This window comes from Acinetobacter pittii, assembly GCF_022449185.1.
Lineage (GTDB): Bacteria > Pseudomonadota > Gammaproteobacteria > Pseudomonadales > Moraxellaceae > Acinetobacter > Acinetobacter pittii_I.
In genome coordinates this window covers 624,053-642,071 of record NZ_JAKUKO010000001.1, presented here as the reverse complement: position 1 = coordinate 642,071, position 18,019 = coordinate 624,053, and the positions used below count along the sequence as shown (strand labels likewise).

Annotated in this window: 18 protein-coding genes; 6 read left to right on the top strand and 12 right to left on the bottom strand. The window is 37.4% G+C overall.

Annotated elements, in window-relative coordinates; genetic code table 11:
* Positions 1-72: 72 nt before the first annotated feature.
* Positions 73-603 carry a Csu type fimbrial protein gene (gene pru, locus MKX14_RS03010; RefSeq protein WP_068563029.1) on the bottom strand — a complete coding sequence of 177 codons (531 nt, stop codon included), beginning with the start codon at positions 601-603 and terminating at the stop codon, positions 73-75.
* Between the two features lie 682 nt (positions 604-1,285).
* Between pru and MKX14_RS03005 the strand changes: the two genes are divergently transcribed.
* The 3 genes from MKX14_RS03005 to MKX14_RS02995 all read left to right on the top strand — a co-directional run bounded on the left by MKX14_RS03005 (position 1,286) and on the right by MKX14_RS02995 (position 4,783).
* Positions 1,286-2,959, top strand: a complete 1,674-nt coding sequence (locus MKX14_RS03005; protein ID WP_240281719.1) for an FMN-binding glutamate synthase family protein — start codon at positions 1,286-1,288, stop codon at positions 2,957-2,959.
* Between the two features lie 211 nt (positions 2,960-3,170).
* Positions 3,171-4,226, top strand: a complete 1,056-nt coding sequence (gene cbh, locus MKX14_RS03000; RefSeq protein ID WP_017387349.1) for a linear amide C-N hydrolase — start codon at positions 3,171-3,173, stop codon at positions 4,224-4,226.
* A gap of 62 nt (positions 4,227-4,288) precedes the next feature.
* Positions 4,289-4,783, top strand: a complete 495-nt coding sequence (locus tag MKX14_RS02995) for a hypothetical protein (protein WP_002115218.1) — start codon at positions 4,289-4,291, stop codon at positions 4,781-4,783.
* A 56-nt stretch (positions 4,784-4,839) separates the two neighbouring features.
* Here MKX14_RS02995 and pldB read toward each other — a convergent pair whose 3' ends face one another.
* The 5 genes from pldB to MKX14_RS02970 form a co-directional block, all read right to left on the bottom strand.
* Positions 4,840-5,868 (bottom strand): alpha/beta hydrolase, encoded by a 1,029-nt coding sequence (pldB, locus tag MKX14_RS02990; RefSeq protein WP_002115207.1) that lies wholly within the window; start codon positions 5,866-5,868, stop codon positions 4,840-4,842.
* Entirely contained in the window at positions 5,868-6,992 is a 1,125-nt protein-coding gene (locus MKX14_RS02985; protein ID WP_108010915.1) for a YdcF family protein, read from the bottom strand. The genes pldB and MKX14_RS02985 overlap by 1 nt, the downstream gene beginning before the upstream one ends.
* A 4-nt stretch (positions 6,993-6,996) precedes the next feature.
* A complete protein-coding gene (murB, locus tag MKX14_RS02980; RefSeq protein WP_046813054.1) occupies positions 6,997-8,031 on the bottom strand; it encodes a UDP-N-acetylmuramate dehydrogenase in 1,035 nt (344 codons plus the stop codon).
* Between the two features lie 19 nt (positions 8,032-8,050).
* On the bottom strand, positions 8,051-8,554 hold the full coding sequence (locus tag MKX14_RS02975; RefSeq protein WP_240281718.1) for a low molecular weight protein-tyrosine-phosphatase: 504 nt from the start codon (positions 8,552-8,554) through the stop codon (positions 8,051-8,053).
* 257 nt (positions 8,555-8,811) lie between these two features.
* Positions 8,812-9,039, bottom strand: coding sequence for a tautomerase family protein (locus tag MKX14_RS02970; RefSeq protein WP_002115197.1), 228 nt, complete (start codon positions 9,037-9,039; stop codon positions 8,812-8,814).
* Between the two features lie 62 nt (positions 9,040-9,101).
* Here MKX14_RS02970 and MKX14_RS02965 point away from each other — a divergent pair, with 62 nt between their 5' ends.
* Positions 9,102-9,569: a winged helix-turn-helix transcriptional regulator gene (locus MKX14_RS02965; RefSeq protein WP_240281717.1), complete on the top strand. Its 468-nt coding sequence runs from the start codon at positions 9,102-9,104 to the stop codon at positions 9,567-9,569.
* 181 nt (positions 9,570-9,750) lie between these two features.
* Here MKX14_RS02965 and MKX14_RS02960 read toward each other — a convergent pair whose 3' ends face one another.
* Together MKX14_RS02960 and MKX14_RS02955 are read right to left on the bottom strand one after the other, a co-directional pair.
* The gene (locus MKX14_RS02960; RefSeq protein ID WP_005068773.1) at positions 9,751-9,981 is read right to left on the bottom strand and encodes a hypothetical protein; all 231 of its coding nucleotides are present in this window, start codon (positions 9,979-9,981) and stop codon (positions 9,751-9,753) included.
* 288 nt (positions 9,982-10,269) lie between these two features.
* Positions 10,270-10,599: a YcgJ family protein gene (locus tag MKX14_RS02955; protein WP_240282008.1), complete on the bottom strand. Its 330-nt coding sequence runs from the start codon at positions 10,597-10,599 to the stop codon at positions 10,270-10,272.
* Positions 10,600-10,927: 328 nt separating this feature from the next.
* On the opposite strand from MKX14_RS02955, the gene gbsB reads away from it, so the two are divergent.
* Entirely contained in the window at positions 10,928-12,085 is a 1,158-nt protein-coding gene (gbsB, locus tag MKX14_RS02950; protein WP_240281716.1) for an iron-containing alcohol dehydrogenase, read from the top strand.
* Positions 12,085-12,519 carry an acyl-CoA thioesterase gene (locus MKX14_RS02945; RefSeq protein WP_240281715.1) on the top strand — a complete coding sequence of 145 codons (435 nt, stop codon included), beginning with the start codon at positions 12,085-12,087 and terminating at the stop codon, positions 12,517-12,519. Before gbsB ends, MKX14_RS02945 begins: the two co-directional genes overlap by 1 nt.
* A gap of 47 nt (positions 12,520-12,566) precedes the next feature.
* Here MKX14_RS02945 and MKX14_RS02940 read toward each other — a convergent pair whose 3' ends face one another.
* The 4 genes from MKX14_RS02940 to cpaB all read right to left on the bottom strand — a co-directional run bounded on the left by MKX14_RS02940 (position 12,567) and on the right by cpaB (position 18,017).
* Complete coding sequence (locus tag MKX14_RS02940) at positions 12,567-14,795, bottom strand: phosphocholine-specific phospholipase C (protein ID WP_240281714.1); 2,229 nt, start codon at positions 14,793-14,795, stop codon at positions 12,567-12,569.
* Between the two features lie 26 nt (positions 14,796-14,821).
* On the bottom strand, positions 14,822-14,974 hold the full coding sequence (locus tag MKX14_RS02935) for a hypothetical protein (RefSeq protein ID WP_155393323.1): 153 nt from the start codon (positions 14,972-14,974) through the stop codon (positions 14,822-14,824).
* A 145-nt stretch (positions 14,975-15,119) separates the two neighbouring features.
* Positions 15,120-17,261 (bottom strand): DNA polymerase III subunit gamma/tau, encoded by a 2,142-nt coding sequence (dnaX, locus tag MKX14_RS02930; protein ID WP_240281713.1) that lies wholly within the window; start codon positions 17,259-17,261, stop codon positions 15,120-15,122.
* Between the two features lie 123 nt (positions 17,262-17,384).
* The gene (cpaB, locus tag MKX14_RS02925) at positions 17,385-18,017 is read right to left on the bottom strand and encodes a metalloprotease secretion chaperone CpaB (protein WP_240281712.1); all 633 of its coding nucleotides are present in this window, start codon (positions 18,015-18,017) and stop codon (positions 17,385-17,387) included.
* Positions 18,018-18,019: the final 2 nt, after the last annotated feature.

Sequence of the window (18,019 nt, the reverse complement as noted above, 5' to 3'; positions counted from 1 at the left end):
GAACTACTTTTCTCAGATTGAGCTAGCTCTCTTACAAAGAGCTAGCAATGACATAAGCAAACTTATTAAAAATTAATAAGTCACTGTTACAGTCACAGTGTCAACATAGCTGCCCGCACTTGGCAAAGTAGTGCCAGCAGGAATACGGCCATAAACGTTCACTGTCTGAACATTACCAGTTCCTGTTCCACTATAAGCAGTTGTTGAAATACCAATTGCGGTGGCACGTCCTGTGTCTGAGAAAAGGTTGTAAGGAATATATTCGTTGCTAGTCGCCCCACCAATCATGTTACGTTGAGTAGATTGAGCGTTTTTACCGCCATCAAAAGCCAAAGTCCATGGTACAGTGTTGTTACATAAAACTTTAATTGCAGTCCCACCTGTCGTTGTAGTGTCCGCATCTACATTGCTCGCAAGCGAATTTAAAGTGCCAAAATCTAAAATTGCATTTGACGTAGTACCTGTTGCAGAAGTATTGAGAACACAACTGTTTGTAATCGTTGCTTTAACAGTTAGTGTACCGGTTGCGTTAGCTGCATTTGCAACATTGATAGACGTTAACCCCATAGCAATTGCTGATAAACAAATGAGAGACTTATTCATGGTTAAAAACCTTTTTACATTACGCCAATAAAATTAATAGATGTAAAAACTCGCCTTCCCCATCACAATCATTAATTTTTCTGATTGATTTTTCAAAGCATTATTTTTTTTACTCTACTTACGGCGCATAATACAAAAAAACAACAAAAACACTAACAAAGCTTTCATTCTAAATATCAATTAATAATTCCACTTTTGATGAATTTCTCAATTATAAACTTTTTCATGCTTTATCACGCTTTTATATTAATTTTTGATACTTTCATTGAAATTTTGTTAGTTTTTCTAAAAAAATTATAAATTTTCATTAGTTAAAGTTTACCATCACTTTTAGCATTTTATATTTTTTTAATCTTTGGTCAAAAAAATTAAGAACAAAAGGTAAGCATCTGATTGCTCTATATATTTAAAAAGAATAAGAAATTAATAATTTATAAATAATAAATCTAAGTATTTTATTAAATCTTTAAACTTTTTTAGAAATTTCAGTGATTAAAGATAAGACTTCACCAAGAAAATTATGTATTACTAGCTTAAATATTTCTAAAAATTAAATGAAAAATCAAACCCAATAATCTTTGGATTTTGTTATACCGTCCTTAAGCTAACAATTCCATACTTGTGGTTTTAGCTCCTTCTTGGCAAGGTATGTATCAGTAAAACATTAGGAATTTGTTCCAATATGGCGAGTCCAGCACAAATCATTCGACATAAATTTCTCAATACATTCTTTTCGCGCCATTCTCTCTGGTTTTTATGTATTTTTACTGCGCTCAGCATCACATGGTTTCGAACCGTCTATACCCCTCATAGTATCTATTATTTTATTTCTGATACTCTCCTTAATGGTTTATGGGTAGTTACAGGCGCTTTAAGCCTATTAGGCCTCTATGATGTTTTGCAGAATAAACATTCTATTTTAAAAAATTACCCAATTATGGGACATTTTCGTTTTTTGTTTGAAGATATACGCCCCGAAATTCGTCAATACTTTATTGAAGCGGATCAAGATGCTCTACCTTTTTCTCGCATGCAACGAAGCTTAGTTTATCAACGTGCTAAAAACGAAAATGCAGATAAACCTTTTGGTTCAATCATTGATGTCTATCAAGAAAATTACCGCTTTATTGTCCACTCAATAAGCCCTTGCCCACCAGCTGATCCAAAGAGCTTCCGCATTCAGGTGGGTAATGCACAATGCCTTCAACCCTATAGTGCATCCATTATGAATATCTCTGCCATGAGCTTTGGTAGTTTAAGTGCCAATGCAATTCGAGCACTCAATAAAGGAGCGCAATTAGGTGGGTTTTATCACGATACTGGTGAAGGTAGCTTAAGCCCTTATCATCTCGAAAATGGTGGAGATATTGTTTGGCAAATTGCCAGTGGTTATTTTGGTTGTCGTACCCTAGATGGAAAATTTGACGAGCAAAAATTTGCTAAACAATCTCAATTGCCACAGATCAAAATGATCGAATTAAAGCTTTCACAAGGTGCAAAACCGGGCCATGGTGGTATCTTACCTAAGCATAAAATTACCGAAGAAATTGCCCAAATCCGTGGCGTTTCACGCGATCATGATTGTATTTCTCCTGCTAAGCATTCTAGTTTTTCTACCCCAATTGAAATGATGCATTTCTTACAGAAGCTGCGAACATTATCTAGTGGCAAGCCAGTTGGTTTTAAACTGTGTATTGGCCAACCTTGGCAATTCATGAGTATTGTTAAAGCAATGCTTGAAACAAAAATTGTTCCTGACTTTATTGTTGTAGATGGTTCTGAAGGTGGTACTGGTGCAGCACCAATTGAGTTTAGTGACAATATTGGTACCCCATTACGAGAGGGCTTACGCTTTGTGCATAACACTCTTGTGGGTGCAGGACTAAGAGATCAAGTTAAAATTGGCGCAAGTGGTAAAATCATTAGTGCTTTTGATATCGCTAGCACTTTTGCACTCGGTGCAGACTGGGTTAATTCAGCACGTGGTTTCATGTTTGCAGTTGGATGTATTCAGGCACAAAGCTGCCACACCAACCAATGCCCTGTGGGTGTAGCGACTCAAGACAAAGATCGTCAAAAAGCAATTGATGTACCAACCAAAGCAGAACGAGTATTTAATTTTCATAAAAATACCTTGCATGCATTATCAGAAATGATTGCTGCAGCAGGTTTACGCCATCCTTCTGATATTAAAGCTCATCATTTGGCTCAGCGAGTAAATGACCGTGAAATTAAGAACTATGCTCAGTTGCATTTTTTCTTAAAAGAAGGTGAACTTTTACAATCTGAACTTAATAATGACGATGATAATTTCTACTATCGAATGTGGAATATGGCTGATGCCAATCATTTTTAATTTATATTAATTTTTATAAGTTGAGCATCACCTTTATAGTGTGATGCTCTTCCATATTTAAAACTAATATGTGATTTTTGCTTAAATTTTATTCCCCTTTTAATTTGTATTTAATAGATTTTTCACCTAATATAAAAGTATAAATAACGTACACATTTTAATTTTATTTAATAAAAATTTTTTAATGCTTATAACAAGAAGGTACCTCATCATGTTGAAAAAAACATTCATCTCTTCTTTTGTTGCAATCGCTGTAGGCTTAAGTAGCTATGCTGTTGCTTGTACACGTGCCGTATATTTAGGTAATAATCAACATATTATTACTGCTCGCTCAATGGACTGGAAGGTTGATACAGGTACCAACTTATGGATTATGCCAAGCGGGGTTAGCCGTGACGGTAGTGCTGGTCCCAACTCAATAAAATGGACGTCGAAATATGGAAGTGTAATTGCTACAGGTTATGAAGTTTCCACAACAGATGGAATGAATGAAGCAGGTTTGGTTGCTAATATTTTATGGTTAGTAGAGTCTGAATACCCAGATGCAAAAAAGACAGATAAGCCTTTATTAAGTATTGCAGCATGGGCTCAATATGTACTCGATAATTTTGCAACTGTAGATGAAGCCGTTAAGGCCTTAGAAAAAGAACCCTATACTATTATTACAGACAATGTTCCCGGTGAAACACGGCTCACCACCTTACATTTATCTATTTCTGATAAAACAGGTGATAGCGCAATTATTGAATATATTGGTGGAAAACAAGTGATTCACCATAGCCGAAGCTATCAAGTCATGACCAATTCACCTACTTTCGATAAACAACTTGCACTTGTTGAATATTGGAAGCAAATTGGCGGAACGATTATGCTTCCCGGTACTAACAGAGCATCTGATCGCTTTGCACGTGCATCATTTTACATTAATGCTATTCCTAAAAATGATAATACAAAACAAGCACAAGCATCTGTATTTAGTGTGATTCGCAATGCATCTGTTCCCTATGGATTAAATACTCAAGAAGAACCTAATATCTCTTCGACTCGCTGGCGAACTGTTGCCGATCACAAACAGATGCTCTACTTTTTTGAATCCGCTCTTTCACCAAATGTATTTTGGGTTGACTTAAAAAAGATTAACTTTAAAGATGGTAAAACACGTAGACTTGATTTAGGACCTGATCAAAGCCATATCTATGCAGGTGATGCCACCTCTTCCTTTAAAATTGCAAAACCATTTGTATTTTTAGGTCCAACTACGCGTTAAATTATGTCAAAATTTATTACTCTTAACATAAATAATATTAAACATACGATCTTGGAATTTATATGATGAAGAAATCTCTACTCTTATTGGGTTCATGTCTACTTACTGCAGCGTGTAGCACCACACAGGTTAGTACACCAGCTCCTAAAGAGGTAAAGACAGCTGGTCAACTAAACTGCTCACCAACTGAACTATGCCCAAGCTTATTGGTTAAATGGAACGAAAATCAAAAAAATCAGCTTCGAGTAGATGTTCATTTAAGTAGTAGTTATAACTTTTACGATATTAACGCTTTGACTTTTGATATTGATGGCAAACGATTCAATTACGAACCAGCTCAAGCCACTGAAAAGACAAATGTGAGCCGATTAGTACCTAAACATTCAACCACTTACTTTGTTATTCCAAGTCAATTCCTACAAGAATTTAAAAATGCTCAAAATGTGAATGTTTTAATCAAAACAGATAAAGGAACAATCGAGCGCAATATGTATAGTCCACAAAAGCAGTCTTCGGTTTATAAAAACTTTATGCAGCTTTATCAAAATTCAAAATAAACTACAAAGATTAAATAATGCATCTATCTAGAATTTTGGATAGATGCATTATTTTTCTAATAATAAAAATGTTTTGGCTTTGCATGCAAAAAGGCTGGAATCAATCCTGTTAATGCCGCACGTATATCTGCACGTTCATTAATTAATTGATGAGAGCCTTCTTCAAGCATTAACAACGTTTGGAGTCTAAATTTACGACGAATAAATTCAATGTTGTATCGCCAATCAACAGTCTGATCGAGAGCACCTTGTGCAAGCCAGACTGGGATACGGCAAGCAGGTCGCTCTTCCATTTCCTGCATCCATTTTGACATTGCTAAAATCCAGTCCATGCCCATCATTCGGGGTTGCAAAGGATCCTTTAAACGAATAAAACGCAAAAATTCAGGATTATGATTATTACGTCTAAAATGCCTTGGCACTTGACGTTTAATACGGCGAATAATGCCTAATCCAACGGGGTTATGCCACCATGCGGTTTTTGCGGGGCGAATTAGCGGAGAAAGTAAAAGTACTCGATCTACAATCGGATCTTGGCGTTTTTCAGCATATTCTAATAAGTGATGCATCCAAATTGCTCCACCCGTACTTTGACCAATACCGACCCATGGTTTAGGTAACTGATCTGCATGTTTCACATATTGATAAACAGCCATCAAAACTTGCTGGTAATGATCAAAGTTTTTAATGCTGGCTGGTGAACCATCACTTAATCCATGCCCCGGCAAATCATAAGTAATGATACTAAAGCCCTGCTCAAGAATTTCACGAATAATTGGCTGGTAAATACCGCTATGCTCAAGATAGCCATGCAATAGACAAACTGTACCTTGTATTTTTTCTACTTTAGGTTTGAAAACTTGCACATGCAAACGGAATAAAGGCATTTGAACATAACCTTGCCAATGGTCACATTCAAGTAAATGTAAACCATACAATTTGCGGTAGGCCAGCAAATCACGAGAAGGTTCTTCTAATGTATTTAAGTTAAGTGGACTCAAAACCTGTGGCGTAAGATCACGATTAGGAACCGGTAAATCTAATTGTTTTAATACGGCAGGATTGAGAAATGGAATATCTGACATTAAGGAACCTCTCGACAATCACTTGAGCCAAACAACATGTCGCGAATTGTCGCAAGTAATTCATAATTTGCACGGCGGCTATGATCGTAATTTTGCACACTTGGTTGCCAACGTGTCAGTGGAGTTGGCATTGGAGCTACAACAGGAATAGTTTCTATACCATTTAAAGCAAACAGTCGGCGTGTACGCGGCATATGATATTCATCTGTAACCAACATGACTGTTGGTGCCCCGCCTTTTTTCTGAAGCAATAAAGAGCTAAAACGGGTATTTTCACATGTATTCATACTACGCTTTTCTAATAGCTTTGCATCAACACCGCGCTCTTTTAACCAAGATTGCATATAAGGTGCTTCTACACCGCTAAGCACAATAGGCAGATGATTTTGTTTTTCAACTTCTAAAGTTTTTTCTAATCGCAATCGTGTATAGCCATTAACAACAATATCCTTACCATTTTTATCTAAGGTTAATCCGCCCCCCAACACAACAATTGCATAAGGTTCTGATAACTTTTTAGGTTGTACTGGTAATGGATTTTTACGCACATACTCGACTTTTTGTTCAGGTTCACTGACAGCTTTTTGATGCTCTGGCACCACAGGTTTTCTTGCTAAAAACTCTGTATATTGCTCAGTAAGCGCTTTATTTTCAGAACTATTAATAAAAAGTGCTTCGTCAACAGGACTACTCGCCTCATCTGCGGCGTCAATTTCTGAGTTTTTAGCGACTAAAGGAACCGTTACAGATGCTGCTTGCTCTTCCGAATCCGCCTCCTTTTCTTCTAAAAGAATAATTTGCTGCAAGGCTTTATAATTCTCTTGAATATAGGTCAGATCAGATGTTCTTTTTTCACGTAACGCTTGCTCCGTCAGTTTTAAATAGGCCTGACGAGCGATCCATAAATTCGAACCTGGCTCTAAATTATCATGCTCACTTAATGCAGCCTGTCTCTGGCTCTCAGCAGCGACTTGATTAACATCAACAGGTACAAAATAGTTAAGCCCAGCTACAATAAGTTTTGAATAAAATGGCGAATATAAAAAAACCACGAAACAGCCTAAAAGTACAAATAGCACGGTGACTACTTGTACTAAACGTACCATTAAGTGTACTTTTGGCATAAAACTATTCCGTATGATTTTCAATTAAACCTAAACTGTTATAAAGAACAGGCTCTGGTTCTAACATAATATGGAAAAGCTGATCAACATCATGTTGTACAGCCTGATAAGTTTTCCTTACATCAGCTAGAGATGCATTGGCATAATTCACCAGAACTAATGCCTGTTTATGGAACATCCCTACCATATCGAGTTGCTTCCCTTTCCAACCCGCCTGATCAATTAACCATCCTGCTGCAATTTTAACGTTTCCGTTAGCTTGAGGATAATGTGGAATTGTTGAGAATTGTGTGACTAAACGTTCAAACTCTTGAGGTTTAACAATCGGATTTTTAAAGAAACTCCCGACATTTGGATACTCTTTTGGATCAGGAAGTTTACTTTGACGAATATGGATGACCTGATTTTGTAAATTTTCGGCAGTCTGATTGTCTCCAACTGCTTGTTTCAAGTCGCCGTAGTTAAGTTTTAAATGCGGCTGTTTAAGCAATTTAAAAGTGACATGCGTGATAATGTAACGGTTCGGATCATCTTTAAAAATACTATGGCGGTAGGCGAAATGGCAGTCGGCCGCTAAAATTGTCTGAGTTTGCTTCAATTTACGGTCATACACTTGTACTGACTCAATAAACTCGCCTACTTCTACCCCATACGCCCCAATGTTTTGTACCGGTGAAGCACCAACTAAGCCCGGAATAAGAGCTAAATTTTGCAAACCAAACCAGTTCTGTTCAGTGCTGTATAAAACAAAATCATGCCAGACTTGGCCTGCGCCTACTTTAACCCGCACAAAATCATGATTGTTTGATAAAACTTCAATTCCCTGAATATCAAGATGGATCACTAAAGCGTTGATCTGCTGCGGCAATAACATATTACTACCGCCCGATAATACAAGTACATTTAACTGATGCTGCTCAGCAAACTCTAAAGCTGCTTCAATATCTTGAATATTGCCAACTTTAGTATAGTGAGAAACAGTTGCATCTAAACTTAGAGTATTGAATGGCTTAAGCTGTACTTGATTTTGAATTTGCATTGTATTGAAAAACCTATTCTTAAACATTCAATTGTTTTTTTAAAATATTAACCCACGCCAAACTACTGGACTCACATTGATTGAGTACACGTTCAAAACCATCAGCACCGCCATAATAAGGATCAGGCAACGCTTGTTGTGGGTATTCAGGATCATGCTCACTCATTAAAGCTACTTTTGCACGAATTTGGTGTGCGCCATATTGAGAAACGGCTCTTTGCAACACGTCATGTATATCTTCAAAATTTTGATGATCCATTGCCAAAATCAAATCAAACTCTAAAAAGTCTTGGGTTGAAAGTTGTCTTGCACGTAAAGATGATAGGTCATAGCCCCTTTTCTGAGCATGCAACTGACTACGCTGATCTGGCGATTTATTTGGATGATAATTACTCGTTCCAGCTGAATCGACAATGACATTGAGTTGATGTGCGTCACAATAATGTCTGAAAACCACCTCAGCCGTGGGAGAACGGCAAATATTTCCTAAACAGACACATAACACCTTATATTGTGTTTCCATTAGAAACTACTTCCAAACATTTGAATTACATAAAAATAAAAAGGGTCATGCACAATCTTAACAGACTATAAGCTTGCGAGAACCGAATTGACCATTGTGACTTGTTGCATTTTGTCAAAACTCACTTGGGTTGAAAAGGAAAATAATGTTTATCAATAGATTAAAAGTTGATAAATCAGGCGATAAATTAGCTAATCTTGTACTTCTTGTAGTAATTAAATAAAAATAAAGCCCTAATTTATAGGGCTTTACAAACATCACTTTGATGCAGTGATTAATTCAATCATTTCCTTCGTAGGCCTTAAGCTGCCTAATTGCCAATGCTCAGGAGGATGCTCATCAATTCTTATCCAGACATGTTCTCGAAAAGCAGGATTTCCCTTTCCTTCTATTTCTACAAATAAATCCGTTATTCGCTTGAAAAGCTCAGCCTTACTATCTTTATCTAGTAAACCTTCTATAGTTTGTATATTTATAAATGGCATAATGCTACCTGAATTAATGCTAGGTCTAAATTATAGACTCATAATAATTGGAGCTCCCTCTGATGTCAAATCAAATTATTCCAGATCATAAATTTCCAGTAGATGTATGCGGGATCTTCAAAATTACAGAAATATTGAATGACAGATGGACGATTCTCTTGTTAAGAGAAGCCTTCTATGGGGTAACAAAATTTAATGATTTTTTAGAAAATACAGGCATATCAAAGCAAATTTTATCTAATCGTCTAAAGCATCTCATCCAATTAGAAATATTTGAATTATCAATTTATAAAGAAGTTGGAGTACGGGAACGTAAAGAATACTTACTCACTAAAAAAGGCAAAAGTCTAAATATTGTTTTACTGGCCATGCTTGAATCTGGCGGTAATTTCATTGAATCTGGTAAAGATGTGGTGAAAGTTTTTAATAAGAGTACTGATGATGAACTTAAATTAAAACTTGTTGATTCTTCTAATCAAGTTATAGATTTTAAGAATTTGGAACTTAAGCTCATTCATAGCAAAAAATAAATTTTTATAACTCAGCTACCCTGATCATAAAGTCCTCAGTATGCTTTTATAAAGAAATAAAAAAAGCCTACTCTTTCAAGTAGGCTTTCCCCTTATGACTTTTGCGCTGATCATTCAGGTTTATTGTTGTTTAAAGCAACGGAAGGATCTTACAGAAATACTTAAGAATAAAAAAGCTTATTTACTTAACTGAATGTAAGTACTCATAGGCTCCTTTTTCGTTACTCTCAAGTTTAATGACTGCATCCGTTTCATCATTTAGTGTCAGGTTAAATACTTTTTCACCATCATATGAAATTTGATGGCCCATACGAAACTCTGAATCAAGTGACTCAAGAATAATAAAATTTCCTTCATTGTTCGAAGCAATATAGTAAGTGTTGTTCCGATGAACATATCTAATTGTGTACATCACTATTTAAATTCCACCTAAAAATTATGTTTTTTCTTAATAATAAAAAGATCCTTTTTCCCTTCCCAATCAGAAAGATCCCACCGAAAACTAAACCCTCCCTTATTAATTATTAACCCTGATCATTTAGTATTTTTTCACCCTATACTATTAAATTGATATTACAGAAATACTTAATAATAAAAAACCCCGCCATTAGTCGATAGTTAGCGGGGTCTTTTGCGATTTAATTCTACTTTGATAGACTCATCTATCAGAGATATTTACCTCATTTCTGCAATAGAAAAATTATTTATTTTTAAAAAGCTTATCTGTCATAGTTCTATCAATTTTACTGCGATGCCCATTCTCAAAGTATCGATCAACATGACATAGTTTTGTTTTAGTATCACAGAACATACCGTTTGAGAGCGTAAACGCTGAAGTATCAAAATCACCTTGAGAGAAGGCTTTATTCGCTTTATAAGTGCCTAAATATTTAGCTGTAAGCTTTTTAGAAACACCTTTTTTGTCAGCACAAATATATTTGTCACAAATTACACCTTTTGTAGGCGAATATACACTAGAGCTGGTTTTCGCGATTGCAGCCGAGCTAAGCATCAAACACGTACATCCCATAATACTAAGAAAAGTTTTAGAAATTTTCACTTTTTAGAACCGATAAAATTATAAATTGTTAAGGCATTATATGAATTAGAAGCTTACCAGAAAATCTACCAAACAGTATAAATAACAAAAAGCCCACCGTTCAATGGCTTCTTAAATAACTTGTGCATCGCCTGAATATCCGATTTAGAGCACATAAAAACAGTGCTCATCTTATACACCACTCAATATAATTGCCCCAGAACTACTTTATTTTAAAGTGTCTTATGCTAAGTTATTTAAAGATTGAATCTTATAGAACCGTTCAACAATAATTTTCAAGAATAAGGAAATAACGTATATGAGCCATTTTCAATTTCAAACTGTTCCAAACATCATCTCTGGCTTAGGCTCTATACAAGAATTACAAAATGTTTTGTCATCAAAAGCTTACCGTAAGTTATTACTGGTCACCGATGCAGGCATGATCAAAAATCAATTACATCTACCCATTCTTCAAATTTTAGATACGCTCAATATTGAATATGACATTTATGCAGATGTACAGGCTGACCCACCAGAACAAGTAGTACTAGATGCAGCCAATTATGCAAAACAGCAAAATGTTGATGTCATTATTGGTTTTGGTGGTGGTAGTTCGCTAGATGTTGCAAAAATTATTGCTTTACTCGCCCACCCTAACCAAACCCAAAGTTTGCAAGAGATGTACGGCGTGAATCAGGTCACTACAGCTCGCCTTCCGCTTATTTTGATTCCTACTACAGCCGGTACAGGCTCAGAAGTAACGCCAATCTCAATTGTCACTACAGGTGAGACGACAAAGATGGGGATTGTCTCTCCAGTACTATACGCCGACACTGCGATTCTTGATGCTACTTTCACTCAAAATCTTCCAGCACATATTACCGCTGCAACAGGTATTGATGCGATGGTACATGCTATTGAGGCATATACCTCTAAACATAAAAAAAATATTTATACAGATATTTTAGCCAAGCATGCTTTGAAATTGTTAAACCATAACTTACCGAAAGTTCTTAAAGATGGTAATGATTTAGAAGCACGTCAAAACATGCTTTTTGGTTCAATGCTCGCGGGACAAGCGTTTGCAAACTCACCCGTTGCTGCTGTTCACGCTTTAGCTTACCCATTGGGCGGTCATTTTCATTTGTCGCATGGACATACCAATGCTTTAGTACTGGTTGAAGTATTAAAATTTAATGCACCAAATGCAAAAAAATACTATGCAGAGCTTATGCAATGGCTCGACCCATATAGTAATGGCAGCACCGATGGTTTATGTGATCTGTTTATTGACCATATGCAGAACCATTTAGACCGTAGTGGTTTGACTTTAAGACTTAGTGATTTGGGTATTGACGAGTCCAGCTTACCTCGACTTGCTCAAGATGCCATGTTGCAAACCCGTTTACTACAAAATAACCCACGTGACATGACAGAAGCCGCTGCTTTGGCAATTTATCAGGCAATACATTAATGACTAAACCAGTTTTAAAAACTCGTGATCAATTTAAGTTCTTTTTAGACATTCAAACGCGTTGGGCAGATAACGACATCTATGGTCATGTGAATAATGTGACTTACTATAGCTACTTCGATACAGCCGCCAATGCATTGCTTATTCAAAAAACAGGTTTTGATATTCATAAAGCAAAATCAATTGGCTTAGTGGTTGATTCAGCTTGTAGTTTTCTTCAGGAATTATCATTTCCAGAAATTATTCAAGTAGGTGTTGCGATTGGTAAAATCGGTACGACTTCATTGCGCTATGAATTGGCAATTTTTAAACAAGGTCAGGACCAAGCCTCAGCTCAAGGACATTTTGTGCATGTGTTTGTTGATCGAGAAACGCGTAAGACTGTGCCAATTTCTGAGTCAGTTCGTGAAACTTTAAAAAGTTATTTATTATAAAAAATGGGGCAAAAAGAAAATGATCTTTTCTTTTTGCCCACCTAAACTTACATCATTGCGGGATCACTAAAAGAGTCTTCACCCGTTTCAACTCGGCCAGCAAAACGTCGGTAATAATAAGGATCACTCTGACTCGTGATTTCAAAATCATACCAATGTCCCACGTCAGCCAACGCCCAATGTTGTTTAACAACCTGTCCCGCTTTTACGGTAAGTTGTAATGGCGCATCTTGTCGATATGCACAAGGTTTTACCGTCAATATTGCATCCTTAGTACCATCATTCATAAGTTCGACATAAACATCACCGTTCGCAATGTCATAGCACACTCGAATTTCAGGTTTAATACTACTATCAACAATACGTTGAGTATCCCCTTTGAAATGACGATGGTAGCCATTTGGACCAAGTACCCATAGGTCATAACGACCTAAATTATCTTTTAAAGCGTCCCATACATCATCTAGAGTCTTATTCGGCTCGACAATATAACGCTTTGGAATACGCTCCAAGTTGAGCTTGTCATAAACATGAAAAACCGCTGCTTGCGTACCCGTATTAGAGAAAATCAATTGCACTTTTCCATCAGTATTACAGCGTGCGCTTGTGTGTAGCTCGTAAGGTAACGCACGTGAAAGACGTATACCACTTTGCTGAATCGGTAACTTTGTATCCGTGGGTACAGGTACAGCTGGTAAAGCTTCTTGATTTTCTCTTAACTCATCTGCTTGCACACGTGTTTGTTTACCATTCAGCTGCGGTAAAATATCTGCATTTGGTGTTTTAAAGTTAAATGCACTAGTTAAATCACCACACACTGCACGGCGGTACGCACTGATATTCGGCTCTTTTACACCAAAACGTTTTTCTAAAAACATAAGCACAGACGTATGATCAAACACTTGCGAGTTCACCCAGCCACCACGGCTCCATGGGGAAATCACATATAACGGAACACGAGGACCTGGACCATAAACGCGTCCATCAGGTGTAGGTTGAGAATGGCTTCCTTCAGGTGCAGCATGATCGAAATATTCGTCCTGCATATCCGCATTGCTTAGTGTCGATTTACCTGCGTACTGGCCATTTTTGAGTCGAGATGGAGCTGATGGTGACGGTACGTGGTCAAAGTAACCATCATTTTCATCAAAGTTAATAAGTAGTGCTGTTTTACTCCAAACCTCTGGTACAGCAGTTAAAGCGTCAATAATTTCTTGAATAAACCAAGCTCCTTGAACTGGGCTTGAAGGGTCTGGATGTTCACAATAAATTGATGGTGCATTAATCCAAGACACTTGAGGTAATTTACCTTCCCGAATGTCGCGTTTAAAAGTGTCAAGATATTCTTCTGGTTTATTGCCCGGTAGCGTATTTGCAATGCCCTTATAAAGTGGATTTTTGGCATTATCGGTCGCAGCATCATAGGCTTTATAAGGTAGTTTTTGACCCGTATCCGCATATGGTTTATTCGGTTCGCCGCCACTTGAAACAGGATAGCCAGATGCAATGTTGGCCTTTCTAAACGAACGAAATGCACCCAACATATTATCGCCCCATTCATCTGGCATATTTTGATAACAAATCCAACTTACCCCTGCTTCTTCTAAACGCTCAGCGTAAGTTTTCCATGTATAACCGCGGTCTGCCGTCGCTGAGTTACCATCAATCCAGTCCCACTCATTGTTTACAAATGAACGCTTGGTCGGTGTTGCACCATTTGTACCCGTTAAATGATAAGAACGGTTTGCATCTGTTCCAGTGTGCATAGAGCAATGGTAGGCATCACAAATCGTAAAAGCATTCGCAAGCGCAAACTGATATGGAATTTCTTTTTCTTTAAAATAACCCATGGATATATCAGTTTTATGAGCTGGCCAATTCGCCATACGCCCATTGTCCCAAGCCAGCTGACTGTCGTTCCAAGTATGTGGCGTACCATCTGCACGCTGTGCATTATTGGCTGTACCATCTAAGTGAAAAGGCGTTAAAACTTGCCCATTACTTCTAAGCTGCTCCCAAACACGACGGCCACTTGGCAAAGGAATCGTAAAACGATCAGCAAATCCTCGAACGCCTTTTAATGTTCCGAAGTAATGGTCAAAAGATCGGTTTTCCTGCATTAAAATAATAACGTGCTCGACATCCTGAATGGTTCCAGTTTTATTATTTGCAGGAATTGCTAAAGCTTTTTGAATACTAGATGGGAAAGTTGCCAATGCCGCAGCACCAAAACCCATATTTAAAGAGTAATTTAAAAATTTACGACGTGTAATCATGATCAGGTTCTTTTTATTATTTAAGTTTATGGAGCACAGCGCATTACAGGCTTTTTACCTGTATCTGGTGTATTTGAATTATCATTTGCCGAGTCGTTACAACCACTCAGCAGAATCGCGCCGATTAATAAAAAATATGAATATTTAAAACAATTTATTCCAGTGCATTGCCTTTTCATGACGATATATAGTCCATTTAAAATCTAAAATGGCTAACATAGAAAAGTACAATGACAGTGACATGACCCAAATATTTCAATCCAGTGAAAAATATGAAAAGTCTATTATTTTCATATTCTGCACCAGATCAAAAATCAGATGAATTTAAGGCTTTAATTGAATATTTTGTAGTTCGCCATCAAAAGTTTCTATGAGACTCTTAATCACTGGCTGTTGCTGTAATAGCTCAGCTGCTCTATGAAAGGCTTTTTCTTTACGTGCACTTTGAATGGTATAGGGAGTAGATGTATTCAAAGCACCATATTCAACTGTAAACTGAGTATTCGGCCATTGCTCATTTAATGCATCAATAAGGCCTTGTTGTAATTGGGTCAGCATATTTTCATATTCTTGAGGAATATGGAAAATAGTATTGCCACCAATTTCACCAGTCATCACACCATGTTGAGCAAGTTCTTGAACGGCTGGAGAAAGCTGACTATTTCTAAACCAATATTCCCACTTTTCGAGTGTCCACTCACCTTCCAAAACTTGAGGAGAAAGCTTCAAGATATCTTGAGGCATCAACTGACCGTGATCAGTTGCACTAGACTCTTTTACAACGGCAACTGTTTCAACAATAACTTCAGACTGCACCAATGACTGCTGCTCAATAACAGGTTCAGAAGACAAATCAGGAGTTATAGGCGCATCTTGATCAAGAGAAAATTCAGCGCTAGATGTCTCAAACAAACCTTGAGGCTCAGTAGCAAAAGCTGGTTCTGGTTCAATTTGTTTTGTTTGGGTTTCTGCCTGAGCTTGTACTAACTTTTGTTCTGGTACCGGAATGAAATCTTCTTCCAGAACACTAACAGTCTCTTGAACAACTGCTGACTCAAGCCCAATCAACTCATGATGATTTGGGTCAAATACCATTAAATCCTGATTAGACTGAGGTTCAGGTTCAGGTTCAGGTTCAGGTTCAGGTTCAGGTTCAGGTTCAGGTTCAGGTTCAGGTTCAGGTTCAGGTTCAGGTTCAGGTTCAGGTTCAGGTTCAGGTTCAGGTTCAGGTTCAACCATAGCGGGCTGGTTAATAACTTCAACAGGTTGAACCGTATTTACTGGAGTAATCTCTTGGACCGTTGGCTGAGCTTGTGAATTTAGACCTACTTCTGCTTGTCCATTTTGTTGAACAGGCTCTGACACCACAATTTCATTTGGTGCTAAAGGACGGAATGCCAACAAACGTAAAACACACATTTCAAAACCTTGCTCTTGCGTCACGGCAAGTTGCAAGTCTGAACGACCTTTACATGCGATTTGGTAATATAGCTGTAAATCTTGAGCAGAAATCAGCTTAGACAGTTGCATGATCTTGCGATTGATTTCATCGCTATATTTCAAACTCAAATCAGGTAGATATTGCAAAATTGCCAATTCATGCAATGTCGAAATGAGCTGGTCAAGCACAAGTGAAACGTCTAACGCCTGATGTCTAAATTGCAATAAAAGCTGACTAACTTTCTCACGTTGATTTTGATGAATCGCTAAAATCAAATCATAAATGATCGTACGGTCGATTAGACCAAGCATTTCTTTAACATCTTGGTGATGTACAGAACCCTGCCCGTAAGCAATGGCTTGGTCAGTTAAAGATAATGCATCACGCAGTGAACCTTGGGCAGATTCTGCAATTTGCCAAATTGCATCCTGATCAGCATTAATTTGCTCTTTTTCAAGAATAGCGCCAAGATGCTTGGTAATTTCATCAACGGCTAAAGGTCGTAGAGTAAATTGTAAACAACGTGAAATGACCGTAATCGGTAGCTTTTGTGGGTCAGTCGTTGCAAACAGAAACTTAACGTGTTCTGGTGGTTCTTCTAGTGTTTTTAATAACGCATTAAAAGAATGCGTTGATAGCATATGTACTTCGTCAATCAGGTAAACCTTAAAACGTCCTTGCGTTGGCGCATACGGAACGTTGTCTAAAAGTTCACGTGTATCTTCTACTTTTGTTCTTGAAGCCGCATCGATTTCGATCAGGTCAATAAAACGGCCTTCATTTACTGCCTTACACGTTGCACAGACTTCACATGGTGTAGAAGTCACACCCGTTTCGCAGTTCAAACACTTGGCTAAAATACGTGCAATTGTAGTTTTACCTACACCACGCGTTCCTGTAAATAAATAAGCATGGTGAAGACGACCGCGTTCCAATGCACTGCTTAATGCACGAGAAACGTGGTTTTGCCCCACTAACTCATTGAAATTACGTGGACGGTATTTTCTAGCAAGTACTTGATACATGTATGCTCCTTGTTACAGGCATAAGCATACTTTGTTTTTAAAAGAGTGTGAACGCATAAAGCTCATATCCGTACAGATAAACTGCGAACTGGCTTCTTTTCTCTACCAGAACCGTTTATTTGTCTAAGGATGATCATGGTGTAACTCCTGATCTGTAACACCCTCATCCATCGTTTGCACGAGCCCCACACCATCCTTAATTTCAGCCGAATAATTCCCCTTCTCGGTAAAAATTTGCATGATTGTATAGTGGTCTTTTTGACTTTGAGTAATGGTAAAGAAATTCTGATTCGGATCGCCCTGATCAAATTTACCGGTCCACCGAACAATATCTTGGTCAATAGGTTCGATCTCTACAATTTTGCCAGTGCGATTAATGCCATATTCCAACATTTGGAACTTAACAGTGTCACCCACTTTTTTCAGTTCAATCACACTTGGATCATATTTAATGACCATACCTTCTGCATTTTTAATTAGTGGAAAATTAACATTAGAAGGTAGTTGATCCTTTTCTATTTCATTAAAAACAATCTGTTGCTGAGACAATCTTTCTTTTTCGGACGGACTCAAATTCAGTATATTTTGACGAGCAAATTCATTCTGATTATCTGCCAGTTTTTGCCCAGTCCCTTGCCCATTTTCTGAAGACGACGTTAAAGCAGAAGAGCTTTGCTGTGAAAAGGCAAACCAGATTAAAACTGCTAACGCCACACAAGCGATAGCAGTTCCTATTAACAATTTATTTTTCTTCATTA